The organism is Actinomyces sp. Z5, assembly GCF_003287795.1.
In the GTDB taxonomy this organism is placed as follows: Bacteria; Actinomycetota; Actinomycetes; order Actinomycetales; family Actinomycetaceae; genus Actinomyces; species Actinomyces glycerinitolerans.
Genome location: NZ_QMIN01000109.1, coordinates 29,449 through 46,833, shown reverse-complemented (window position 1 = coordinate 46,833; position 17,385 = coordinate 29,449). Strand labels below are relative to the sequence as shown.

Annotated in this window: 18 protein-coding genes; 11 read left to right on the top strand and 7 right to left on the bottom strand. The window is 70.6% G+C overall.

Annotation, left to right across the window (positions count from 1 at the left end; translation table 11 throughout):
* The coding region (locus DRB06_RS14385; RefSeq protein ID WP_220093035.1) for a DUF2992 family protein at positions 1-207 on the bottom strand (207 nt) is incomplete at its 3' end.
* Positions 208-533: 326 nt separating this feature from the next.
* Positions 534-920, bottom strand: a complete 387-nt coding sequence (locus DRB06_RS14380) for a hypothetical protein (protein WP_108966962.1) — start codon at positions 918-920, stop codon at positions 534-536.
* A gap of 158 nt (positions 921-1,078) precedes the next feature.
* Here DRB06_RS14380 and DRB06_RS14375 point away from each other — a divergent pair, with 158 nt between their 5' ends.
* Genes DRB06_RS14375 through pyk form a run of 11 tightly spaced genes read left to right on the top strand, consistent with a single transcriptional unit; the run spans position 1,079 to position 12,960 of the window.
* Complete coding sequence (locus DRB06_RS14375; protein WP_111820318.1) at positions 1,079-2,146, top strand: tRNA (adenine-N1)-methyltransferase; 1,068 nt, start codon at positions 1,079-1,081, stop codon at positions 2,144-2,146.
* A complete protein-coding gene (gene arc, locus DRB06_RS14370) occupies positions 2,139-3,800 on the top strand; it encodes a proteasome ATPase (RefSeq protein ID WP_108966964.1) in 1,662 nt (553 codons plus the stop codon). The genes DRB06_RS14375 and arc overlap by 8 nt, the downstream gene beginning before the upstream one ends.
* Positions 3,797-5,533 (top strand): depupylase/deamidase Dop, encoded by a 1,737-nt coding sequence (gene dop, locus DRB06_RS14365; protein WP_111820317.1) that lies wholly within the window; start codon positions 3,797-3,799, stop codon positions 5,531-5,533. The genes arc and dop overlap by 4 nt, the downstream gene beginning before the upstream one ends.
* Entirely contained in the window at positions 5,530-5,712 is a 183-nt protein-coding gene (locus tag DRB06_RS14360; protein ID WP_108966969.1) for a ubiquitin-like protein Pup, read from the top strand. Before dop ends, DRB06_RS14360 begins: the two co-directional genes overlap by 4 nt.
* Positions 5,713-5,714: 2 nt before the next feature.
* Entirely contained in the window at positions 5,715-7,175 is a 1,461-nt protein-coding gene (gene pafA / locus DRB06_RS14355; RefSeq protein ID WP_111820316.1) for a Pup--protein ligase, read from the top strand.
* A complete protein-coding gene (locus DRB06_RS14350; protein WP_111820315.1) occupies positions 7,172-8,521 on the top strand; it encodes a hypothetical protein in 1,350 nt (449 codons plus the stop codon). Before pafA ends, DRB06_RS14350 begins: the two co-directional genes overlap by 4 nt.
* Before the next feature lie 2 nt (positions 8,522-8,523).
* A complete protein-coding gene (gene hisF / locus DRB06_RS14345) occupies positions 8,524-9,294 on the top strand; it encodes an imidazole glycerol phosphate synthase subunit HisF (RefSeq protein ID WP_111820314.1) in 771 nt (256 codons plus the stop codon).
* Positions 9,295-9,338: 44 nt separating this feature from the next.
* The gene (hisI, locus tag DRB06_RS14340) at positions 9,339-9,782 is read left to right on the top strand and encodes a phosphoribosyl-AMP cyclohydrolase (protein WP_234416164.1); all 444 of its coding nucleotides are present in this window, start codon (positions 9,339-9,341) and stop codon (positions 9,780-9,782) included.
* A gap of 23 nt (positions 9,783-9,805) precedes the next feature.
* Positions 9,806-10,630 carry an indole-3-glycerol-phosphate synthase gene (locus DRB06_RS14335; RefSeq protein ID WP_111820313.1) on the top strand — a complete coding sequence of 275 codons (825 nt, stop codon included), beginning with the start codon at positions 9,806-9,808 and terminating at the stop codon, positions 10,628-10,630.
* Between the two features lie 30 nt (positions 10,631-10,660).
* The gene (gene lgt / locus DRB06_RS14330) at positions 10,661-11,503 is read left to right on the top strand and encodes a prolipoprotein diacylglyceryl transferase (RefSeq protein ID WP_111820362.1); all 843 of its coding nucleotides are present in this window, start codon (positions 10,661-10,663) and stop codon (positions 11,501-11,503) included.
* A 26-nt stretch (positions 11,504-11,529) separates the two neighbouring features.
* The gene (gene pyk, locus DRB06_RS14325) at positions 11,530-12,960 is read left to right on the top strand and encodes a pyruvate kinase (RefSeq protein ID WP_108966976.1); all 1,431 of its coding nucleotides are present in this window, start codon (positions 11,530-11,532) and stop codon (positions 12,958-12,960) included.
* An 18-nt stretch (positions 12,961-12,978) separates the two neighbouring features.
* Here the strand turns inward: pyk and DRB06_RS14320 are convergent, their stop codons facing one another.
* Genes DRB06_RS14320 through DRB06_RS14300 form a run of 5 tightly spaced genes read right to left on the bottom strand, consistent with a single transcriptional unit; the run spans position 12,979 to position 17,330 of the window.
* The gene (locus DRB06_RS14320) at positions 12,979-13,614 is read right to left on the bottom strand and encodes a hypothetical protein (protein ID WP_073332475.1); all 636 of its coding nucleotides are present in this window, start codon (positions 13,612-13,614) and stop codon (positions 12,979-12,981) included.
* The gene (locus DRB06_RS14315; RefSeq protein ID WP_108966979.1) at positions 13,611-14,264 is read right to left on the bottom strand and encodes a hypothetical protein; all 654 of its coding nucleotides are present in this window, start codon (positions 14,262-14,264) and stop codon (positions 13,611-13,613) included. The genes DRB06_RS14320 and DRB06_RS14315 overlap by 4 nt, the downstream gene beginning before the upstream one ends.
* Positions 14,265-14,319: 55 nt before the next feature.
* Positions 14,320-15,138 (bottom strand): ABC transporter ATP-binding protein, encoded by an 819-nt coding sequence (locus DRB06_RS14310; RefSeq protein WP_220093034.1) that lies wholly within the window; start codon positions 15,136-15,138, stop codon positions 14,320-14,322.
* Positions 15,131-16,192 carry an iron ABC transporter permease gene (locus DRB06_RS14305; protein ID WP_111820311.1) on the bottom strand — a complete coding sequence of 354 codons (1,062 nt, stop codon included), beginning with the start codon at positions 16,190-16,192 and terminating at the stop codon, positions 15,131-15,133. The genes DRB06_RS14310 and DRB06_RS14305 overlap by 8 nt, the downstream gene beginning before the upstream one ends.
* The gene (locus DRB06_RS14300) at positions 16,173-17,330 is read right to left on the bottom strand and encodes an ABC transporter substrate-binding protein (RefSeq protein WP_073332467.1); all 1,158 of its coding nucleotides are present in this window, start codon (positions 17,328-17,330) and stop codon (positions 16,173-16,175) included. The genes DRB06_RS14305 and DRB06_RS14300 overlap by 20 nt, the downstream gene beginning before the upstream one ends.
* Positions 17,331-17,385 lie beyond the last annotated feature (55 nt).

The window sequence follows — 17,385 nt, the reverse complement described above, 5'->3', positions numbered from 1 at the left end:
GATCAGCTGTCCGCCGTGGGCCAGTAGCCACGCGTACAGCTCGGCGTCGCTGGGCAGGGCGCCGAGTATCTGGCGGGCGGCGTACACGCGGCCGCCGGAGGTGATGGTCAGGACCAGCACCCAGAACTGGCCGTCGAAGTAGACGCTGCTCTCCGCTGAGGTATTGGGCACTGTGGGCGGAACAGACGTCGGCGGTGTATGCGGCATGAGGACTCCTACGGGTGCGAAAAACGCACCCGGTGCAACTGGAGTCCTTGGCCCGCGGCCGGGCACGTGCCCGAATTTCCGCAGGACCGCGGTGACGAGCGCCTGATTGTGTTTTCCCCTCGGGGAGCGGCGCCATCCGGACTTCCTCCGGACCGTGCAATTCGTGCAACCGGGTCGGCGCCCGCGGTTGGGACGCCGAGAACAGCATAGATGGTGAGGCGAGGTGCGGGCACGAGGCGATCGGAAAACGTCAGAATCGGTGACAAACGCCAAAGATGCTCACCGGTGCACGGCGTAGCTCCGGGGTACGTTGGCGGCTGCGCCTGTCACAGTATGTCGATGGCAATCGCATCCATCAGGTCTTGGCCGGTTCTGACGTACCTGACATGCTCAGTGAATCCGGGCGGCAGATGCTCTCTTTGGCTCTCGTTGGTGATGCAGGTAGGGCAACCCGGGGGAAATATGACCCAGTCGGCCGCCCGCGCGGCTGCTACCAGCAGGTCGCAGGTGCGATCTCCTTCGAAATGGTTGAACATCATGGAGTCCTCGCTGAGATAGACATCCGCCCCACCATCGCGCGTTCTTATGAACAGGAAATGGAATTCGGGCTCGTCTCGCTCAATGAAGGGCTGAAGTACTGCTCGGGCGGCGGCACCTCCGCCCGAGCGCGAACCGCCCTCGTGGATTCCGACAGCGAAGACATCGTAAGACATAACGGGATTATATACTGATGTCTGCCAGGTCAACTGCCGCCGAGGGCTGACGGACTGCGGCGGTTCCGCCCGCGCGGTCCGCATACGCTGCCGACCGCGCCGACCGTGCCAGCGTCACATAACGCCGACGTACCCGGGGATCACTAGACTCGGGCCCGATGAGCGAGCAGACCACTCCCGCCGCGCAGCCGCGCGTAGCCACCCAGCAGGTACTGGGGCAGGCCGGGCGCCGCGGCCCCCTCCGCTACGGCGAACGCGTGCAGGTCACCGACTCCAAGGGCCGCAAGCACACCTTCGTGCTCGACCCCGGCGGCTACTTCCAGTCCCAGCGCGGCAGCTTCTACCACCGGGACGTGGTCGGCCGCGATGAGGGCACGGTGATCACCACCGAGTCCGGGCATGAGCTGCTGCTGCTGCGACCGCTGCTGGCGGACTACGTGCTGTCCATGCCGCGTGGCGCACAGGTCGTCTACACCAAGGACGCCGGCCAGATCATTGCCTTCGCGGACATTTTTCCCGGTGCCCGGGTGTTGGAGGCGGGGGTGGGCTCCGGTGCCCTGACCATGAGCCTGCTGTCCGCGATCGGGGAGGGCGGCCACCTGCTGTCCATTGAGCGGCGACATGACTTCGCGGCGATCGCCGCCTCCAACGTCGACGCCTGGTTCGGCCGTCACCACCCCGCCTGGGAGCTGCGCACCGGTGACTTCGCCGACGTGGTTGCCACCCACGTCGCCGAGGCGAGTGTGGACCGGGTGGTGCTGGACATGCTCGCCCCCTGGGAGAACGTCGACGCCGCCGCCCGCGCGCTGGTGCCCGGCGGCGTGTTCCTCGCCTACGTCGCCACGGTCCCGCAGCTGTCGCGCACCGTGGAGGCACTGCGCCAGTCCAGGCGCTTCACCGAGCCCGAGTCCTGGGAGTCGGCGGTACGCAATTGGCACGTCGACGGCCTGGCCGTGCGTCCCGACCACCGCATGGTCGCCCACACCGGCTTCCTGATCTCCGCCCGCCGCCTCGCCGCCGACTCCGCCCCACTGACCCGTAAACGCCCGCCCGCCCGCGGCGCCTACGACGACGCCGGCTACTGGACCATCGAGGACGTGGGGGAGCGCACCAGCACCGACCGCAAGGTCCGCCGCGTGCTGCGCGACTGCCGGGCCAAGCAGCCCGAGGACGCGACCCCGGTTCAGCCGGGCCTGCCCGAACCACAGGAGCCGGAACATGAGTGACTCCCAACCCCTGGGCATGCCGGCGCGCGACTTCACCAGCCACCAGCTGCGTGAGGCCCGCGCCGAGGCCATCAGCCTGTCCGCCAAGAACGAGCGCCTCGCAACGGCCCTGAACGCCGCCCGCGAACGCATCGCCGAGCTCGGCACCCAGCTCGACGCCGTCACCCGCCCGCCCGTCACGCTCGGCCTGCTCACGGGCCTGCCCGGCCCCGCCGAGGCCGACGTATCCCTGGGCGGACGTCACCTGCGGCTGGGACTTCACCCCGATCTGCAGGCGGCCGACCTGCGGGTGGGGCAGCGCGTGGCCGTCAACGACCAGATGCTGGTGGTCGACGCCCTGCCCGCGCCCGACACCGGTGAGGCCGTCACCCTGGACGAGGTGCTGGCCGACGGCGACGACGCCGCGGCGGCCGATGAGCGCACCGCGGTGCCCGCGGCCCGCGCCCTGGTCACGACCGGTTCCGGCGCCACCCGCGTGGTGCGGCTGGCCGGGCACCTCGACGCCGACGCGCTGCGGCCCGGCGACACGCTCGCCGCCGACCTGCGCGCGGACCTGGTAACCGCCCGCATCGCCCGCACCAGCGTCCAGCAGCTGGTCGTCGCCGAAACCCCGGACGTGTCCTGGGACGACATCGGCGGCCTGGGCCCGCAGATTCAGCAGATCCGCGACTCCCTCGAACTGCCCTTCGCGCATCCCGAGCTGTACCGCGCCTACGGGCTGCAGGCCCCCAAGGGCATGCTCCTGTATGGTCCGCCCGGCTGCGGCAAGACCCTGATCGCCAAGGCGGTCGCCACCTCCCTGGCCCGCTCGACGGGTGCCGGCGTCCACGACGCCGCCTTCCTGAACATCAAGGGCCCGGAGCTGCTGAGCAAGTTCGTGGGCGAGACCGAACGGCAGATCCGCGCCATCTTCGACCAGGCCCGCAAGGTCGCCGCCGAGGACCGGCCCGTGGTGATCTTCTTCGATGAGATGGAGGCCCTGTTCCGCACCCGTGGCAGCGGTGTCTCCTCCGACGTGGAGACCATGATCGTGCCGCAGGTACTCACCGAGATCGACGGCGTCGAGTCGCTGAACAATGTGGTCATCATCGGCGCCTCCAACCGGGAGGACATGATCGATCCGGCGATCCTGCGGCCCGGCCGCTTCGACGTGAAGATCCGCATCGACCGCCCCGACGCCGTCGGGGCGCAGGAGATCCTCGGCAAGCACCTGCGGGCCGACCTGCCCCTGGATCCGGCGGAACTGGCTGCGGCCGGAGGCGACCGGGAGGCCGCCGCGGCGGCCATGCGCCGCGTCGTCGTCGCCGACCTGTACGCACGCATCCCCGAGCGGGCGGTGCTGGAGTTGACCTACGTCTCCGGGCGGCGCGAGACCCTGTACCTGGCCGACTTCGTCTCCGGCGCGATGCTCGCCGCCGTCGTCGCCCGCGCCAAGACCGCCGCCATCAAGGACGAGCTGGCCGGCGGGGACGGCGGCTTGTCCACCGAGCGGCTGCGCGCGGCGGTCGCCGTCGAGGCCCAGCAGAACGAGGAGATCACCGCCGCCACCGCCCCCGAGGCGGCGGCCCGCGTCGTCGGCCACCGCGGTGAGATGGTGCGCGCGGTGCGCCGCCTGACTGACACGACCGCCACAAACCGACAGGAGAACGCATGAGCGTGCCCGAGCCCAGCCAGTTCACCCCGGTACGGCGCCCCGTCGGCCTGGAGACCGAATTCGGGGTGCTTGAGCCGGGCAACCCCTACGCCAACGCGGTGGTCATGGCCAGCCGCATCGTGTCCGCCTATGGGGCGGCCGCCCGCCCCGATGCCGGCACGCGGCAGGCCGTCCGCTGGGACTACGAGGGGGAGGACCCGCTCGCCGACCTGCGCGGCGGCCGCCTGGAGCGGGCCGCCGCCCACCCCAGCCAACTGACCGACGACCCCGACCGCCCCGCGCCCTCCGGCGACGTCCCGCCGGCCCCATGGGGCACGCGCCCGCGTCCCAGCGCCGCCGAGGCCGCCCTGCCGCAGGCCACCACCGCGGTGCTCGCCAACGGCGCCCGCCTATACGTGGACCACGCCCACCCCGAGTACTCCTCCCCGGAGGTACTCACTCCCCACGACGCCCTGGTGTGGGACCGGGCCGGGGAGGTGATCGCCCGCCGCGCCATGACGGCGCTGGCCCGGGGTGCCGGAGACACGGGACTGTCGCAGGACACCCCCGCCGAGGTGGTTCTGTACAAGAACAACGTCGACGGCAAGGGCGCCGCGTACGGCTCCCACGAGAACTACCTGGTGCGCCGGGACCTGCCCTTCGACACGCTGGCCGCCGCCCTGATCCCCTTCCTGGTGACCCGACCCGTATTCGCCGGGGCCGGCCGGGTGGGCATCGGGCAGCGCAGCGAACGCCCCGGCTTCCAGATCAGCCAGCGCGCCGACTACGTGGGCACCGACATCGCCCTGCAAACCACCTTCAATCGTCCCATCGTCAACACCCGCGACGAGCCGCACGCCGACGCCGCCCGCTTCCGGCGCCTGCACGTGATCAACGGGGACGCCAACCGCTTCGACGTGCCCACCTATCTGAAGGTCGCCAGCACCGACCTGCTGCTGTGGTACCTGGAGCGCGCCCACGACCGCGGCCAGGGCCTGGGGGCGCTGGCCGACCTGCGCATCACCGCCGACCCGGTGGAGGAGCACTGGGCCATGTCCCACGACCCGACGCTCACCTACGCGCTCGCCACCGCCCGCGGCCGCCTGACCGCACTGAAGATCCAGCGCGCCCACCTGCAGGCCATCACCGCCGCCCTGGAGGAGGACTACGGCGGCATCGACGCCGAACACGTCGGCGCCGAAACCGCCCAGGCGCTAGCCCTATGGGACGAGACCCTGGAGGCGCTGGACGCCTACGCCGCCGCTCACGGCACCCCCGCCCAGCCACAGGCCACCGCTCGGGCCGCACAGCTGGTCGAATGGGTCGCCAAACTGCAGCTGTGCGAGCGCCTACGCGAGCGAGCCGACACCGGCTGGGACGACCCGCGTCTGGCCGCCGCCGACATTCAGTGGGCCGACCTGCGTGCCGGCCGCGGGCTGGCCGAGAAGCTCATTGCCGCCGGCCACACCCGCCGCCTGGTCACCGACGCCGAGGTGGAGGCCGCCGCCGACCGGCCGCCCGCCGGCACGCGCGCCGCCGTCCGTGGCACTGCGGTGGCCAACCACGCCGCCGTCGTCGCCGCCTCCTGGACCAGCCTGGTGCTGGACGTGCCCGGGCGCGCGCAGCTGCTGCGCCTGCCACTGCCCGACGCCGTGGCGGTATCGGAAGCCGAGTCGGCACGTATCCTGGGCGCCGTCCAAGACGCCGTCACCCCCGCGGAACCGGAAGAATCAGGAAGTCAGTCACGCGCATGAGCCTCAACGAGCAGATCCAACCCACTCCCGAGCCCGCCGCCCCCGACCCGGCGCCGGCCGCCGGCTCCGGCCAGACGCAGACCGCCGGTGTTGACGACATCCTCGACGAGATCGACGCCGTCCTGGAGACCAACGCCGCCGCCTTCGTCCAGGGCTTCGTACAGAAGGGCGGGCAGTGAGAGTGACGGCCTCCCCGGCCGCCCCCACCGCCCGGCGCGCCCCCGCCAGGCGGATCATCGGCGTCGAAACCGAGTACGGCATCACCTGCGCCTCCACGGCCGGCGGCCCGCCGCCGCTGGACGCCGACCACGCCGCCCGGGAGCTGTTCGCCCCCCTGATCGCCCGCGGCCGCTCCTCCAACGTGTTCACCCGCGGCGGCGCCCGCCTGTACCTGGACGTCGGCTCCCATCCCGAGTTCGCCACCGCCGAATGCGACAGCCTCACGGACCTGCTCGCCCAGGACCGGGCCGGTGAGCTGACCATGGCCGATCTGGCCGCGCAGGCGAACGCGCGCCTGGCCGCCCAGGACGTGCCCGGCCGCATCCACCTGCTCAAGAACAACCTCGACGCCGAGGGCGCCGGCTTCGGCTGCCACGAGAACTACCTGGTGCGCCGCCGCGGCGATTACTGGAACGACGCCCGCACCCTGGTACCCCACCTGGTCACCCGGCAGATCCTGGTCGGTGCCGGCCACATCCTCACCGACCCGGCCGGGAAGCGCCCCGCCCGCTACGTCTTCTCCCAGCGCGCCGACCAGATGGAGGACGCCGTCTCCTCCGCCACCACCCGCTCCCGTCCGCTCATCAACACCCGCGACGAGCCGCATGCGGACGCCGAGAAGTACCGGCGCATGCACGTGATCGTGGGGGACTCCAACATCGCCCAGGGCTCCACCCTGCTCAAGGTCGGGGCCATGGACCTGCTCCTGGACCACCTGGAGGCCGGCGGCGACCTGTCCGACCTGCGCCTGGCCAACCCCATGCGGGCCATCCGCGACACCTGCCACGACCTGACCGGCACCGTGCTGCTCGAGCTGGCGGACGGACGCACCATCACCCCCGTCGAGCTGCAGTCCGAGCACTTGGAGCGCGTGCGCGCCCACGCCGACGCCGAACTGGACCTGACCGACGCACATCGGTGCGTGCTGGAGCTGTGGGAGCGCGGCCTGGAGGCCGTGCGCACCGGCAACCCGGCGCTGGTGGCGACCGAACTGGACTGGGCCGCCAAGCAGCAGCTGCTGACCCGCTACGCGCAGCGCGCCGGCACCGGTCTGGACGATCCGCGCGTGGCCCGCCTGGCCCTGGCCTACCACGACGTCGACCCGACCGACGGACTGCGCCTGCGTCTGGAGACCGCCGGACTGCTCAAGCGCATCGTGGACGAGCCCGCCTGCCGTGCCGCCGTCGACACGCCGCCGGCCACCACCCGCGCGCACCTGCGGGGCACCGCCGTGGCCCGTGCCGAGGAGCTGCGCCGCGACCTGTCGGTGGACTGGGTCAACCTCAAGCTCGACGACGGACACACCCGCCCCGTCGCCCTGCGCGATCCCTTCGCCGCCGTGGACGCGCGGGTGGATGCGCTGCTGGCCGCCATGGACGAGCCCGAGCCGCCGCGCTCTGGCATACTCGTTACCAGCCCATGACTTCTCACGCCGACGACACCACGCCGCTGCCGGCCCTCGGGCCGGACGGCAAGCCCTTGACCCGCCGCCAGCTGCGCGAGCGGGAAAGGGAGCGTGCCCGCGAGCGGGAAAGGGAACGTGCCCGCGAGCGTGAGGGCAATGCACCCGCCGTGCCCGCTCCACCTCCGCCGCCGGAGCCCGAGCCGGAGCCCGAGGAGCCGCCGGCCATCACCGGTGCTCAGCGCGCCATCGGTGCCGCCCTGGGCCGCCCCCGTCCCCGTGGACACGCCGCCGTCGTGCTGGCGGCCATCGTCGTGGCCGCCATCGTGCTGGTGCCCGTCGTCGTCTCCCGCCTCGGCCACGGCGACACCCCGACAATCGTCGCCACCGGGCAGCCGACCGCCGCCGACGCACCCATCGAGGCGGTGCTGGAGGTCGCCGGCCGGGTCGGCGCTGTCCCCGTCGTCTCCCTGCTCGCCCCCCTGGCCCCCGCCACCGCCGTCACCACCGACACGCTGATCACCGGGGACGGCCGCATCCTCGCCACCGGCGACGCCGTGCTGCTGTCCGTCTCCACCTTCTCCGGGACCAGCGGTGAAAACACCACCGGCACCTCCACCGGCGTGCGCATCTACCGCGGCACCGTCGACGCCGCCTCTCTCGGCGACGTCCTGGCCGATACGGTCACCGGCGCCACCGAGGGCTCCCGCCTGGTGCTGCGCGCCCCCGTCTCCGCGGACGACGGCGCCGTGGCCACCGAGATCACCGTCGTCGACGTGCTGCCCACCACCGCGTCCGGCGAGGAGCGAGCCCCCGCCGCGGGCATGCCCACCGTCGCCTTCGCCGACGACGGCACCGTCTCCCTGTCCGTGCAGGACCTGGACGCCCCCACTCGTGCCGCCGCGAGTGTGCTGGTGGCCGGCACCGGGCAGCAGATCAACTCCGGCGACGTCATCATCGCCCGCTACGCCTTCGCCAACTGGTCCGACAACAGCCTGCGCACCTCCAGCTACGGCACCACCACCGTCCCCGGCATCATCGACATGTCCGACACCATGTCCGGCCTTGCTCAACAGCTGGTGGATGCCACCGTTGGCAGTCGCATCGTGCTGGTGCTGCCGGCGGACCAGGCCGCCGGCGACGACGCCCTGGCCGTGGTCATCGACATCCTCGCCGTCGTAGCCGACGGCACTCTCACCGACGCCACCGCCGTCCCCAGCCCGCAGGCCACGCCCACCACCGACGGCGTGGTACGCGTAACCCCGAGTTCCGGCGCGGCACAACCCGGCGCGGCACAACCCGCCGCGGCCGCACCCGCCGGCGCGGCCGCACCCGCCGGCGCGGCCGCCGGCAAGGAGGAGCAGTAGACATGAGTGTTGCCGTACGTGTGATCCCGTGCCTGGACGTCAAGGACGGCCGCGTGGTCAAGGGCGTGAACTTCACCGGCCTGCGTGACGCCGGCGACCCGGTGGAGCTTGCCGCCCGCTACGACGCCCAGGGTGCCGATGAGATCACCTTCCTGGACGTGTCGGCCTCAGCCGAGGGGCGCGCCACCATGTTGCAGGTCGTGGCCGACACCGCCGAGAAGGTGTTCGTGCCGCTTACCGTCGGCGGCGGCGTGCGCAGCGTGGACGACGTCGACCGGCTGCTGCGGGCCGGCGCCGACAAGGTCGGCATCAATACCGCCGCCATCGCCCGTCCCGAGCTGCTGACGGAGGTCGCCTCCCGCTTCGGCAACCAGGTGGTGGTCCTGTCGGTGGACGCCCGCCGTTGCCCGCCCGGCGTGAGCACCCCCTCCGGCTACGAGGTCACCACTCACGGCGGCACTCGCTCCACCGGCATCGACGCGGTGCAGTGGGCGGCCCGCGCGGCCGAGCTCGGTGCCGGCGAGATCCTGCTGAACTCCATGGATGCCGACGGCGTCACCGGCGGCTTCGACCTGGAGATGCTCGATGACGTGCGCCGGGCGGTGCGGATTCCGCTGATCGCCTCCGGAGGTGCCGGGCGGCCCGAGGACTTCGCGGCCGCCGCCGACCACGGTGCGGACGCCGTGCTGGCCGCCAGCGTCTTCCACTACGGCACCATGACCATCGGGCAGGCCAAGGAGGCGCTGCGCGCCGCCGGCCACCCCGTGCGTTGAGCGGCGGCACCGGAGCCCGCCGGAGGGGTGCCACAATGGCACCCGTGACCGAGTCCCACGCCGTGGCCAATGAGCCCTCCCCGCTGCCGTCCGAACTGGCCGCACGCCTGAAGCGAGACGCGAACGGCCTGGTGGCCGCCGTCGTCCAGCAGTACGACACCCGCGAGGTGCTCATGGTGGGCTGGATGAACGATGAGGCCCTGCGCCGCACCCTGAGTGAGGGGCGCGTGACCTACTGGTCGCGCTCCCGCCAGGAGTACTGGCGTAAGGGCGATACCTCCGGCCATTACCAGTACGTCAAGGCCGTCTCCCTGGACTGCGACGGCGACGCCCTGCTGGTTGAAGTCGACCAGGTGGGGGCCGCCTGCCACACCGGCACGCGCACCTGCTTCCAGGCCGGCGGGGACCTGGGCGCGGTGGTGGGGGAGCGTCCCTCCAGCCGGGACGGATTTGCCTGTACGGCCCCGTCCGGTAACCATGAGGGTTGAGAAACGTAAGGGGGTGACCGACGGTGAACACCTTCGAGGAGCTCGCCGCCACGGCCCGCGCCTGCGTGGCGCAGCGCGAACGACGCGTCCCGCTGGCGCAGCTCAAGGAGGCCGTGCGCGCCGCCCCCGCCTGCCGCGACGCCGTCGCCGCCCTGCACGGTGAGGGCCGGGCCGTCTCGGTGATAGCCGAGGTCAAGCGCGCCACTGCCACCTTCGCGGACCTGTCCGGCGTCGGGGATGTGGCCATTCTGGCCGGCTTCTACGCCGCCGGCGGGGCCGCCTGCGTTTCCGTGGTCACCGAGCCCGCCCGCTCCCACGGTCGGCTGGCCGACCTGGATGCCGTGCGCGCCGCCGTGGACGTGCCCGTGCTGGTCAACGACGTCGTGGTCACCCCCTACCAGGTGCATGAGGCCCGCGCCCACGGCGCCGACCTGCTCATGCTCGACGCCCGCCTGCAACCCCTGATCCTTGAGTCCCTGATCGAGCGCACCCACTCCCTGGGCATGGTGGCCGTTGTCGAGGCTCACTCGCGGGCCGAGGCCATCACCGCCGCACAGTCCGGCGCCCGCCTCGTCGCCGTCGACGCCCGCGACCCGGAGACCCGCAAGGTGGACCGCTCCCGCTTCGAGCGAGTTGCCGAGGTGCTGCCCGCGGGCATTACTCGGATCGCCACCGGCGGCGTGCGCGGCCCCCACGACGTCATGAGCTATGCGCGCGCCGGCGCCGACGTCGTACTGGTCGGCGAGGCCGTCATCCGCTCCGCCGACCCCCAACAGTTCGTGGCCGAGCTGGTTGCCGCCGGCAGCCACCCGGCATTGTTTCCCGCCACCCACCGAGAGGCGCCGTAAGTGCCCGTAGCCCTGCTCAGCCCCGCCGCCATGCTCGCGGCCGCCATCCCCAGCCCCGCCCGCGGGGTGTGGTATCTTGGACCGTTCCCCCTGCGCGCCTACGCCCTGTGCATCCTCGCCGGCGTGTTCGTTTCCGTGTGGTGGGGCGACCGCCGCTACCGCGCCGCCGGCGGGGCAGCCGACCAGGTGCTGGACGTCGCCCTGCTGGCGGTTCCGGCCGGCATCGTCGGCGCCCGCCTGTACCACGTGGTCACCTCCCCGGACGCCTACTTCGGCGCGTACGGCAACCCGGCGCTGATCCCGCAGATCTGGCGCGGCGGCCTGGGCGTGTGGGGCGGCATCTTCTTCGGCGCGCTGGCCGCCGCCTGGATGGTGCACCGCCGGGGGCTGCGGTGGGCGCCGTTCGCCGACGCCGTCGCCCCCACACTGCTGGTGGCCCAGGCCATCGGCCGGCTGGGCAACTGGTTCAACCAGGAGCTGTTCGGCTCCCCGACCACCCTGCCGTGGGGGCTGCGCATCGACGACGCGCATCTGCCGGCGGGCTATGCCTCCGACACCCTGTTCCACCCCACCTTCCTGTACGAGGCGCTGTGGAACCTGGCCGGCGCCGTCTTCCTGGTTTGGTTGGAGCGGAGGCTGCGGCAGCGTGACGGCGCCGTGGGCGGGCGGCTGCTGTGGGCCTACGTGATGGTGTACACGGCCGGCCGCGTGTGGATCGAGTGCCTGCGCATCGACGAGGCGCAGCTGATCGCCGGCCTGCGGTTGAACGTGTGGACCTCCATCCTGATCTTCCTGGTGGGACTGGTCTGCTTCATCGTGACTTCGCGTCGACCGCTCAGCGACGAAGTGTCTCGCGTGGGAGGTTCGTCGTAGGAGCGAGAGTCATTTAGGCTTGCCCCATGCGCAGAGCGAAGATCGTATGCACCCTGGGGCCCGCCACCGACTCACCCGAGCAGGTGCAGGCGCTCGTCGACGCCGGCATGAACGTATGCCGCATCAACCGTTCCCACGGCCGTGCCGAGGACCAGGAGGAGGTCATCGCCCGCGTGCGCGCGGCCGCCGAGGCCTCGGGACGCGCCGTCGCGATCCTGGTGGACCTGCAGGGCCCGAAGATCCGCCTGGGCAACTTCGTGGACGACCAGAAGGTCATGCTCAACAAGGGCGACGAGTTCACCATCACCACCGACGACGTCCTGGGCACCGTCAAGCGCGTCTCCACCACCTTCAAGGGCCTGCCCGGTGACTGCCGCCCCGGCGACCGGCTGCTGATCGACGACGGCAACGTGGCCGTCCGCGTCACCGCCGTCACCGACACCGACGTCGTCACCCGCGTGGAGGTGCCCGGGTACGTGTCCAACCACAAGGGCATCAACCTGCCGGGTGTGGCCGTGTCCGTGCCCGCTCTGAGTGAGAAGGACCGCGAGGACCTGCGCTGGGCGCTCAAGATCGGCGCCGACCTGATCGCCCTGTCCTTCGTGCGCAACGCCGAGGACATCAAGGACGTCCACGAGATCATGGACGAGGTCGGCGTGCGCATACCGGTGATCGCCAAGATCGAGAAGCCGCAGGCGGTGGAGAACCTGATGGACATTGTCTCCGCCTTCGACGGCATCATGGTGGCCCGTGGTGACCTCGGTGTGGAGATGCCCCTGGAGGCTGTGCCGCTGGTACAGAAGCGCGCCATCGAGCTGGCCCGGCGCGCCGCGAAGCCGGTGATCGTGGCCACCCAGGTGCTGGAGTCGATGATCCAGAACCCGCGCCCCACCCGCGCCGAGGCCTCCGACTGCGCCAACGCGATTCTCGACGGCGCCGACGCCGTCATGCTCTCCGGGGAGACCTCCGTGGGCGCCTACCCGATCGAGGCCGTGCGCACCATGGCCAACATCATCGAGAACGTGGAGGAGAACGGCGGCGAGCGCATCGCCCCGCTGGGCTCCTACCCGCAGACCCGCGGCGGCGCCATCACCCGGGCGGCCGCCGAGATGGGCGAGCAGTTGGACGCCACCTACCTGGTGACCTTCACCCAGTCCGGTGACACCGCCCGCCGCCTGTCCCGCCTGCGTTCAACCATCCCGCTGCTGGCCTTCACGCCACTGCGCTCCACCCGCAACCAGCTGTCGGTCTCCTGGGGCGTGCAGACCTACGAGGTGCCCGAGGTAAAGCACACCGACGACATGGTCGATCAGGTGGATGAGGTGCTGCAGGCCAAGCACCTGGCCAAGCCGGGCGACGAGGTGATCATCGTCGCCGGCATGCCGCCGGGCACGCCCGGCTCCACCAACTCCATCCGCGTCCACACGGTGGGCGAGCGCAGCGACTACCGGGTGTGAACGCCGGACCCGGTGCGGTTACGCTGCGCGGATGGACCGGGCATCGGCCCACCGCAGCACGCAGTAGAGCAGTTGCGTGGCGCCGGGCATGAAGCCCGCCCCGTGGTGATAGCAGGGGTCCATGGTTGTAATCAGGATCGCGCCCGGTGTACTGGACTCGTCCAAGAAGGTGGTCACGCCCGCCTCAAGGCCGTCCTCCTCCAGTGCCACCAGCGGCACCGCGCCGTCGGGCAATCGGAAGATGCCGTGGTGGTGCCAGATCACGGCGCGCTTGGACAGGTACTCCCAGATGGGGTGTTCCAAGCTGCGACGCCGCATGCCGGAGTCCTCCCCGGTGCGCCACCACCAGAAGTTGGTGGCTCGGGGTTGCCATCGCAGGTCCGGCAGCCATTCGTGAACGGAATTCTCCCCGAAGACGATCAGCGTACCGCCGCGTTCAGCGACGTCCCGCATGGCGGCGGCGTGCCGCATAAGCATCCGGGGGTGGGAGCGGTCCGCGACGAGCAGGACGTCGAGATCGGCGAAGTCGGCGGCCGACGCGTCGGGCAGGTACAGGTCCGCCGGCCGGTAGGGGCGCAGCGCCGGGTCGGCAAGGGTCTTGAGCTGTGATCCGGTTCCGGTGTGGGCGAAACCGATGGTGGGTGTGGGGTTCATACTGCACCTCCGAGCCAGTTGCGGATGTTGTCGGTGAATCGAGTCAGCGTGGTTCCCGGGGTACGGGCGAAGATGGCCAGGTCCAGGCCGGCGTGCACGACTACGCGACCTTCGCCGACCGGCATCTCCACGTCGATCGGCGCGCGCAGCGGCCCCAGGCCGTTAATGATTGTCACATCCTCAGGCAGGTCCAGCAGGTATCCCCGACCGTAGAAGCCGGCCACGCCGAACTGTTCCAGGGAATCACGGGTGCGGGGAATATGCGGCCCGGAGCGGTACAGCAGCTCATCGACGTCGATGCCGTCCCACACCGGATGCGAGGCCAGGCGGGTGATACCCAGGTCGCGTGGGCCGTGATATTCCAACAGCCGCCATCTGGGCAGGCCGGTCACCCACGGGTCGACGACGTGGCCGTTGACCAGCATGCGGCCGCCGGCGTGCAGGAACGCATCGAACTGTTCGCGCCAGCGGGCGAGGTGACGCTGGTCGCACATGCCGGAGACGAGAATGCCGGGCGTATGCGCCAGTGCTGCGGCATCCAGGTCGTAGGGATCGAGGGGGCGAAATCCGTCCGGCACGGCGGCGGCCCCCATGGTGGGGGAGTGTCCTTCGGGCGCGGGCACGAGCCAAAGCGGTTCGTCATGTGCCATGAGTGTTTCTCCGTTCTGCTTGTCTGCTTCCAATGGTGTGTAGGCGGTCGGCGGCCTAGTCGGCGTCACGGCGACGTATGCCGTAGTCCGGGATGACGACGCGTTGCGACAGACCACCGATGCTCACTTCGGGGGTGGCGACCGGCAGGCCGTAAAGGGAGGAGAGGGTGGCGCCGGTCAGCAGTTCGGTGGTGGTGCCGACGCGGATGTCAGCGGCGTCCACGATCAGTAGGGTCTGGTCGGCGATCCGCAAGGCGTGCTCCGGGTGATGACTGGTCATCACCACGGCCATGCCGTCCTCGGCCAGGGCGTGCAGGACGCCCAGTACGCGGGCCTGGTTGCGCAGGTCGAGGGCGGAGGCGGGCTCGTCCAGGACGAGTGCCCGGCAGCCGGTGGCCAGGGCGCGGGCGATGAGCACCAGCTGCCGTTCACCGCCGGATAGGGCCTGGTAGTCGCGGTCGCGCAGGTGGCTGATGCCGACGCGATCCAATGCCGCTGCGGCGGCCTCGTGGTCGGCGGGGCCCGGACTGGCGTAGGCGCGTATGAATCGGGCCCGGCCCATCAACACCATGTTGAGCACGGAGAAGGCGGCCGCCGCGCCGTGCGACTGCGGGACATAGCCGACTACCTCACGCCGGATCACCTCACCCTTGGTGGGCTTGCGCAACCCGGCCAGGCAGGTGACCAGTGTGGTCTTTCCGCGGGCATTCGGCCCCAGTACGGCCAGTACCTCCCCGGCCTCCACCTGCAGGTCGACGTCGCGGAAGATCCACTCGCCGCGTCCGTAGCGGAAGCCCAGGTCGACGGCGTCGAGCAAAGGCGTGGAGTCCGGGGTACGGACCGGAGCGGTGCTTGCATTGGGAGTATCAGTCACTGAGCCACACCCGCCTTCGGAAGCGCACGAGCAGGACCACGAAGAACGGGGCGCCGATGATCGCCGTGAGGATTCCCAACGGGACCTCCACCGAGGCGATCGACCGGGCCAAGGTGTCCACCGCCGTCAGATAGCCCCCGCCCACCAGGAAGGAGGCGGGCAGCAGTACGCGGTTGTCGCTGCCCACGAGCAGGCGCGCCAGATGCGGTACGAGCAGCCCGACCCAGCCGATCACGCCGGAGACGGAGATGGCTGCGGCCGTCAGCAGGGCCACCGCCAGCAGCGCCGCATTGCGGTAGGGAGCGGGAGGCACACCCAGGGCGCGGGCGTCGTCGTCGCCGAGGGACAGAATGTTGAGCCGCCAGCGCAGCAGGAAGACGGCGAGTGCGCCCAGCAGGATCGGTGGCAGGGCCGTGAGTACGCTGCCCCAGCCGGCTGTTGCCAGGGAGCCGAGCAACCAGAACGTGATGGCGGGCAGGTCCCGGTACGGGTCGGCGACATAGGTGAGTAGCGAGGTCAATGCGCTGAACAGAGCGCTGATGACCACGCCGCCGAGCACGATCATCAGCAGCGGCGCGCTGGAGACGATGCGGCTGAAGGCCATCACACACCCGAGTGCCCCGAGCCCGAACAGGAAGGCCCCACCCACCAACCAGGCGGAACCGAGCCCGAGCACCATGGTCAGCACACCGCCAAAGGAGGCGCCGGCGGAAACGCCGAGCACCTGCGGGCTCACCAGCGGGTTGCGGAACACCGATTGCAGCACGGCTCCCGCCGTCGCCAGGGCCGCACCGACCAGGAAGGACAGGACTACCCGCGGCAGTCGCACCTCGAACACGATGCTCGCCTCCTGGGCGTACCAGGTGCGCTCCAACGGGAACACGCGGCCGAGCAGCATGCGTGCCACCTCCACCACCGGGATGCTGAAGCGGCCCGCAGCCAGCGCCAGCAGGCACACAGTCAGCGTGATCATCCCGATCACGGCCACGGTCAGCCAGGGCATGCCCGAGCGGTGTCGCCCGGAGGAGGGGGCTTCAGCGGGAGAACTGGTCATAGCCCTGCGCCTCGGCGTTGTCATCGAATCGCAGGATCTGGTCGATCTCGTCCTCCGAAAGGGAGTAGCCGTAGAGGAATTCGTAGTTCTCCCGTATCTGCTCGCGCAGGTCGTAGGTGGCGGTGTCCGGGTAGGCGACCTGGGCCGCCCACATCATCGTCAGATGCGATTCGGCGCTGGGCGGATCCCACCAGAAGCCTCCGGAGGGGACCGCGTACACCCTGTGATTCTTGACGGCCTGCAGCTCGGACAGGGCGGAGTCGGCGTACAAGTCCGCCGGTGTCAGGGCCGTCATGGAGGAGACGAAGATGATCTCCGGATCCCAGGTGAGTAATTGCTCCACGCTGGTGGCATTGGAGGTCGAGTAGTCGATGTCGGCGCCGACGTTCGTGGCCCCGCACAGCGTCATCCAGGTGTTCATATAACCGCGGGTGGAGCTCATGCCGGCGTTGTAGCCGGAGTCACCGGCCGAGCGCAGGAACAGAACCGTGGGCGAGGCGTCCTGCTTGGCGGCGAAGGCCTCCAATGAGGCGATGGTGTCATGCATGCGCTGGAGGATCTGCTGGCCGCGGTCCCGGCGTTGCAGCAGGGCCGCGAACATTTGGATCCACTGCTCCAGGTACTCCTGCGTGCCGTAACGCAGGCCGATCACTGGGTACCCGGCGGCCTCAATGGGATCGATGTAGGTGGAGGAGTCTCCCTGATCGGCCCACTGGATGACCACGTCGGGGTTGATGCGGGTGATCTCCTCCACATTCGGGATGAAGTCCGAGTTGGCGACAGTGTTGTTCGAGACCGCCGCAGGGAACATCGTCTCGAACACCGAGCCCCGGTCGCGTTTGACAGTGGACTCGTTGACCCCGTCGATGCGGTCGTAGCTCTGGTCGATCGCGGTGAGGATCGAAGGCGAGGGGATGACCGTGGTGACGATACTGGTGATCGGCCGGGTGAAGGTGTGGGTCTTGTCGCGCTGGTCGGTGATGACGATCGGCTCGGCCAGGGTGGCGCCGTCCTCGGCGGCCACGTCCTGGCCGGAGCGGGAGGAACAGGCGCCGACGGCCAGGATGACGGGCAGGGCCGCGGTGATTCCGGCGGCCGCTCGCATCACGGTGCGCCGTGGGTAGGAATGCACGTGCATGAGGCTCCTTCAGGGCTGAGGGAGACCCGTCCCTAGGTAATACCCCGGGACGGTT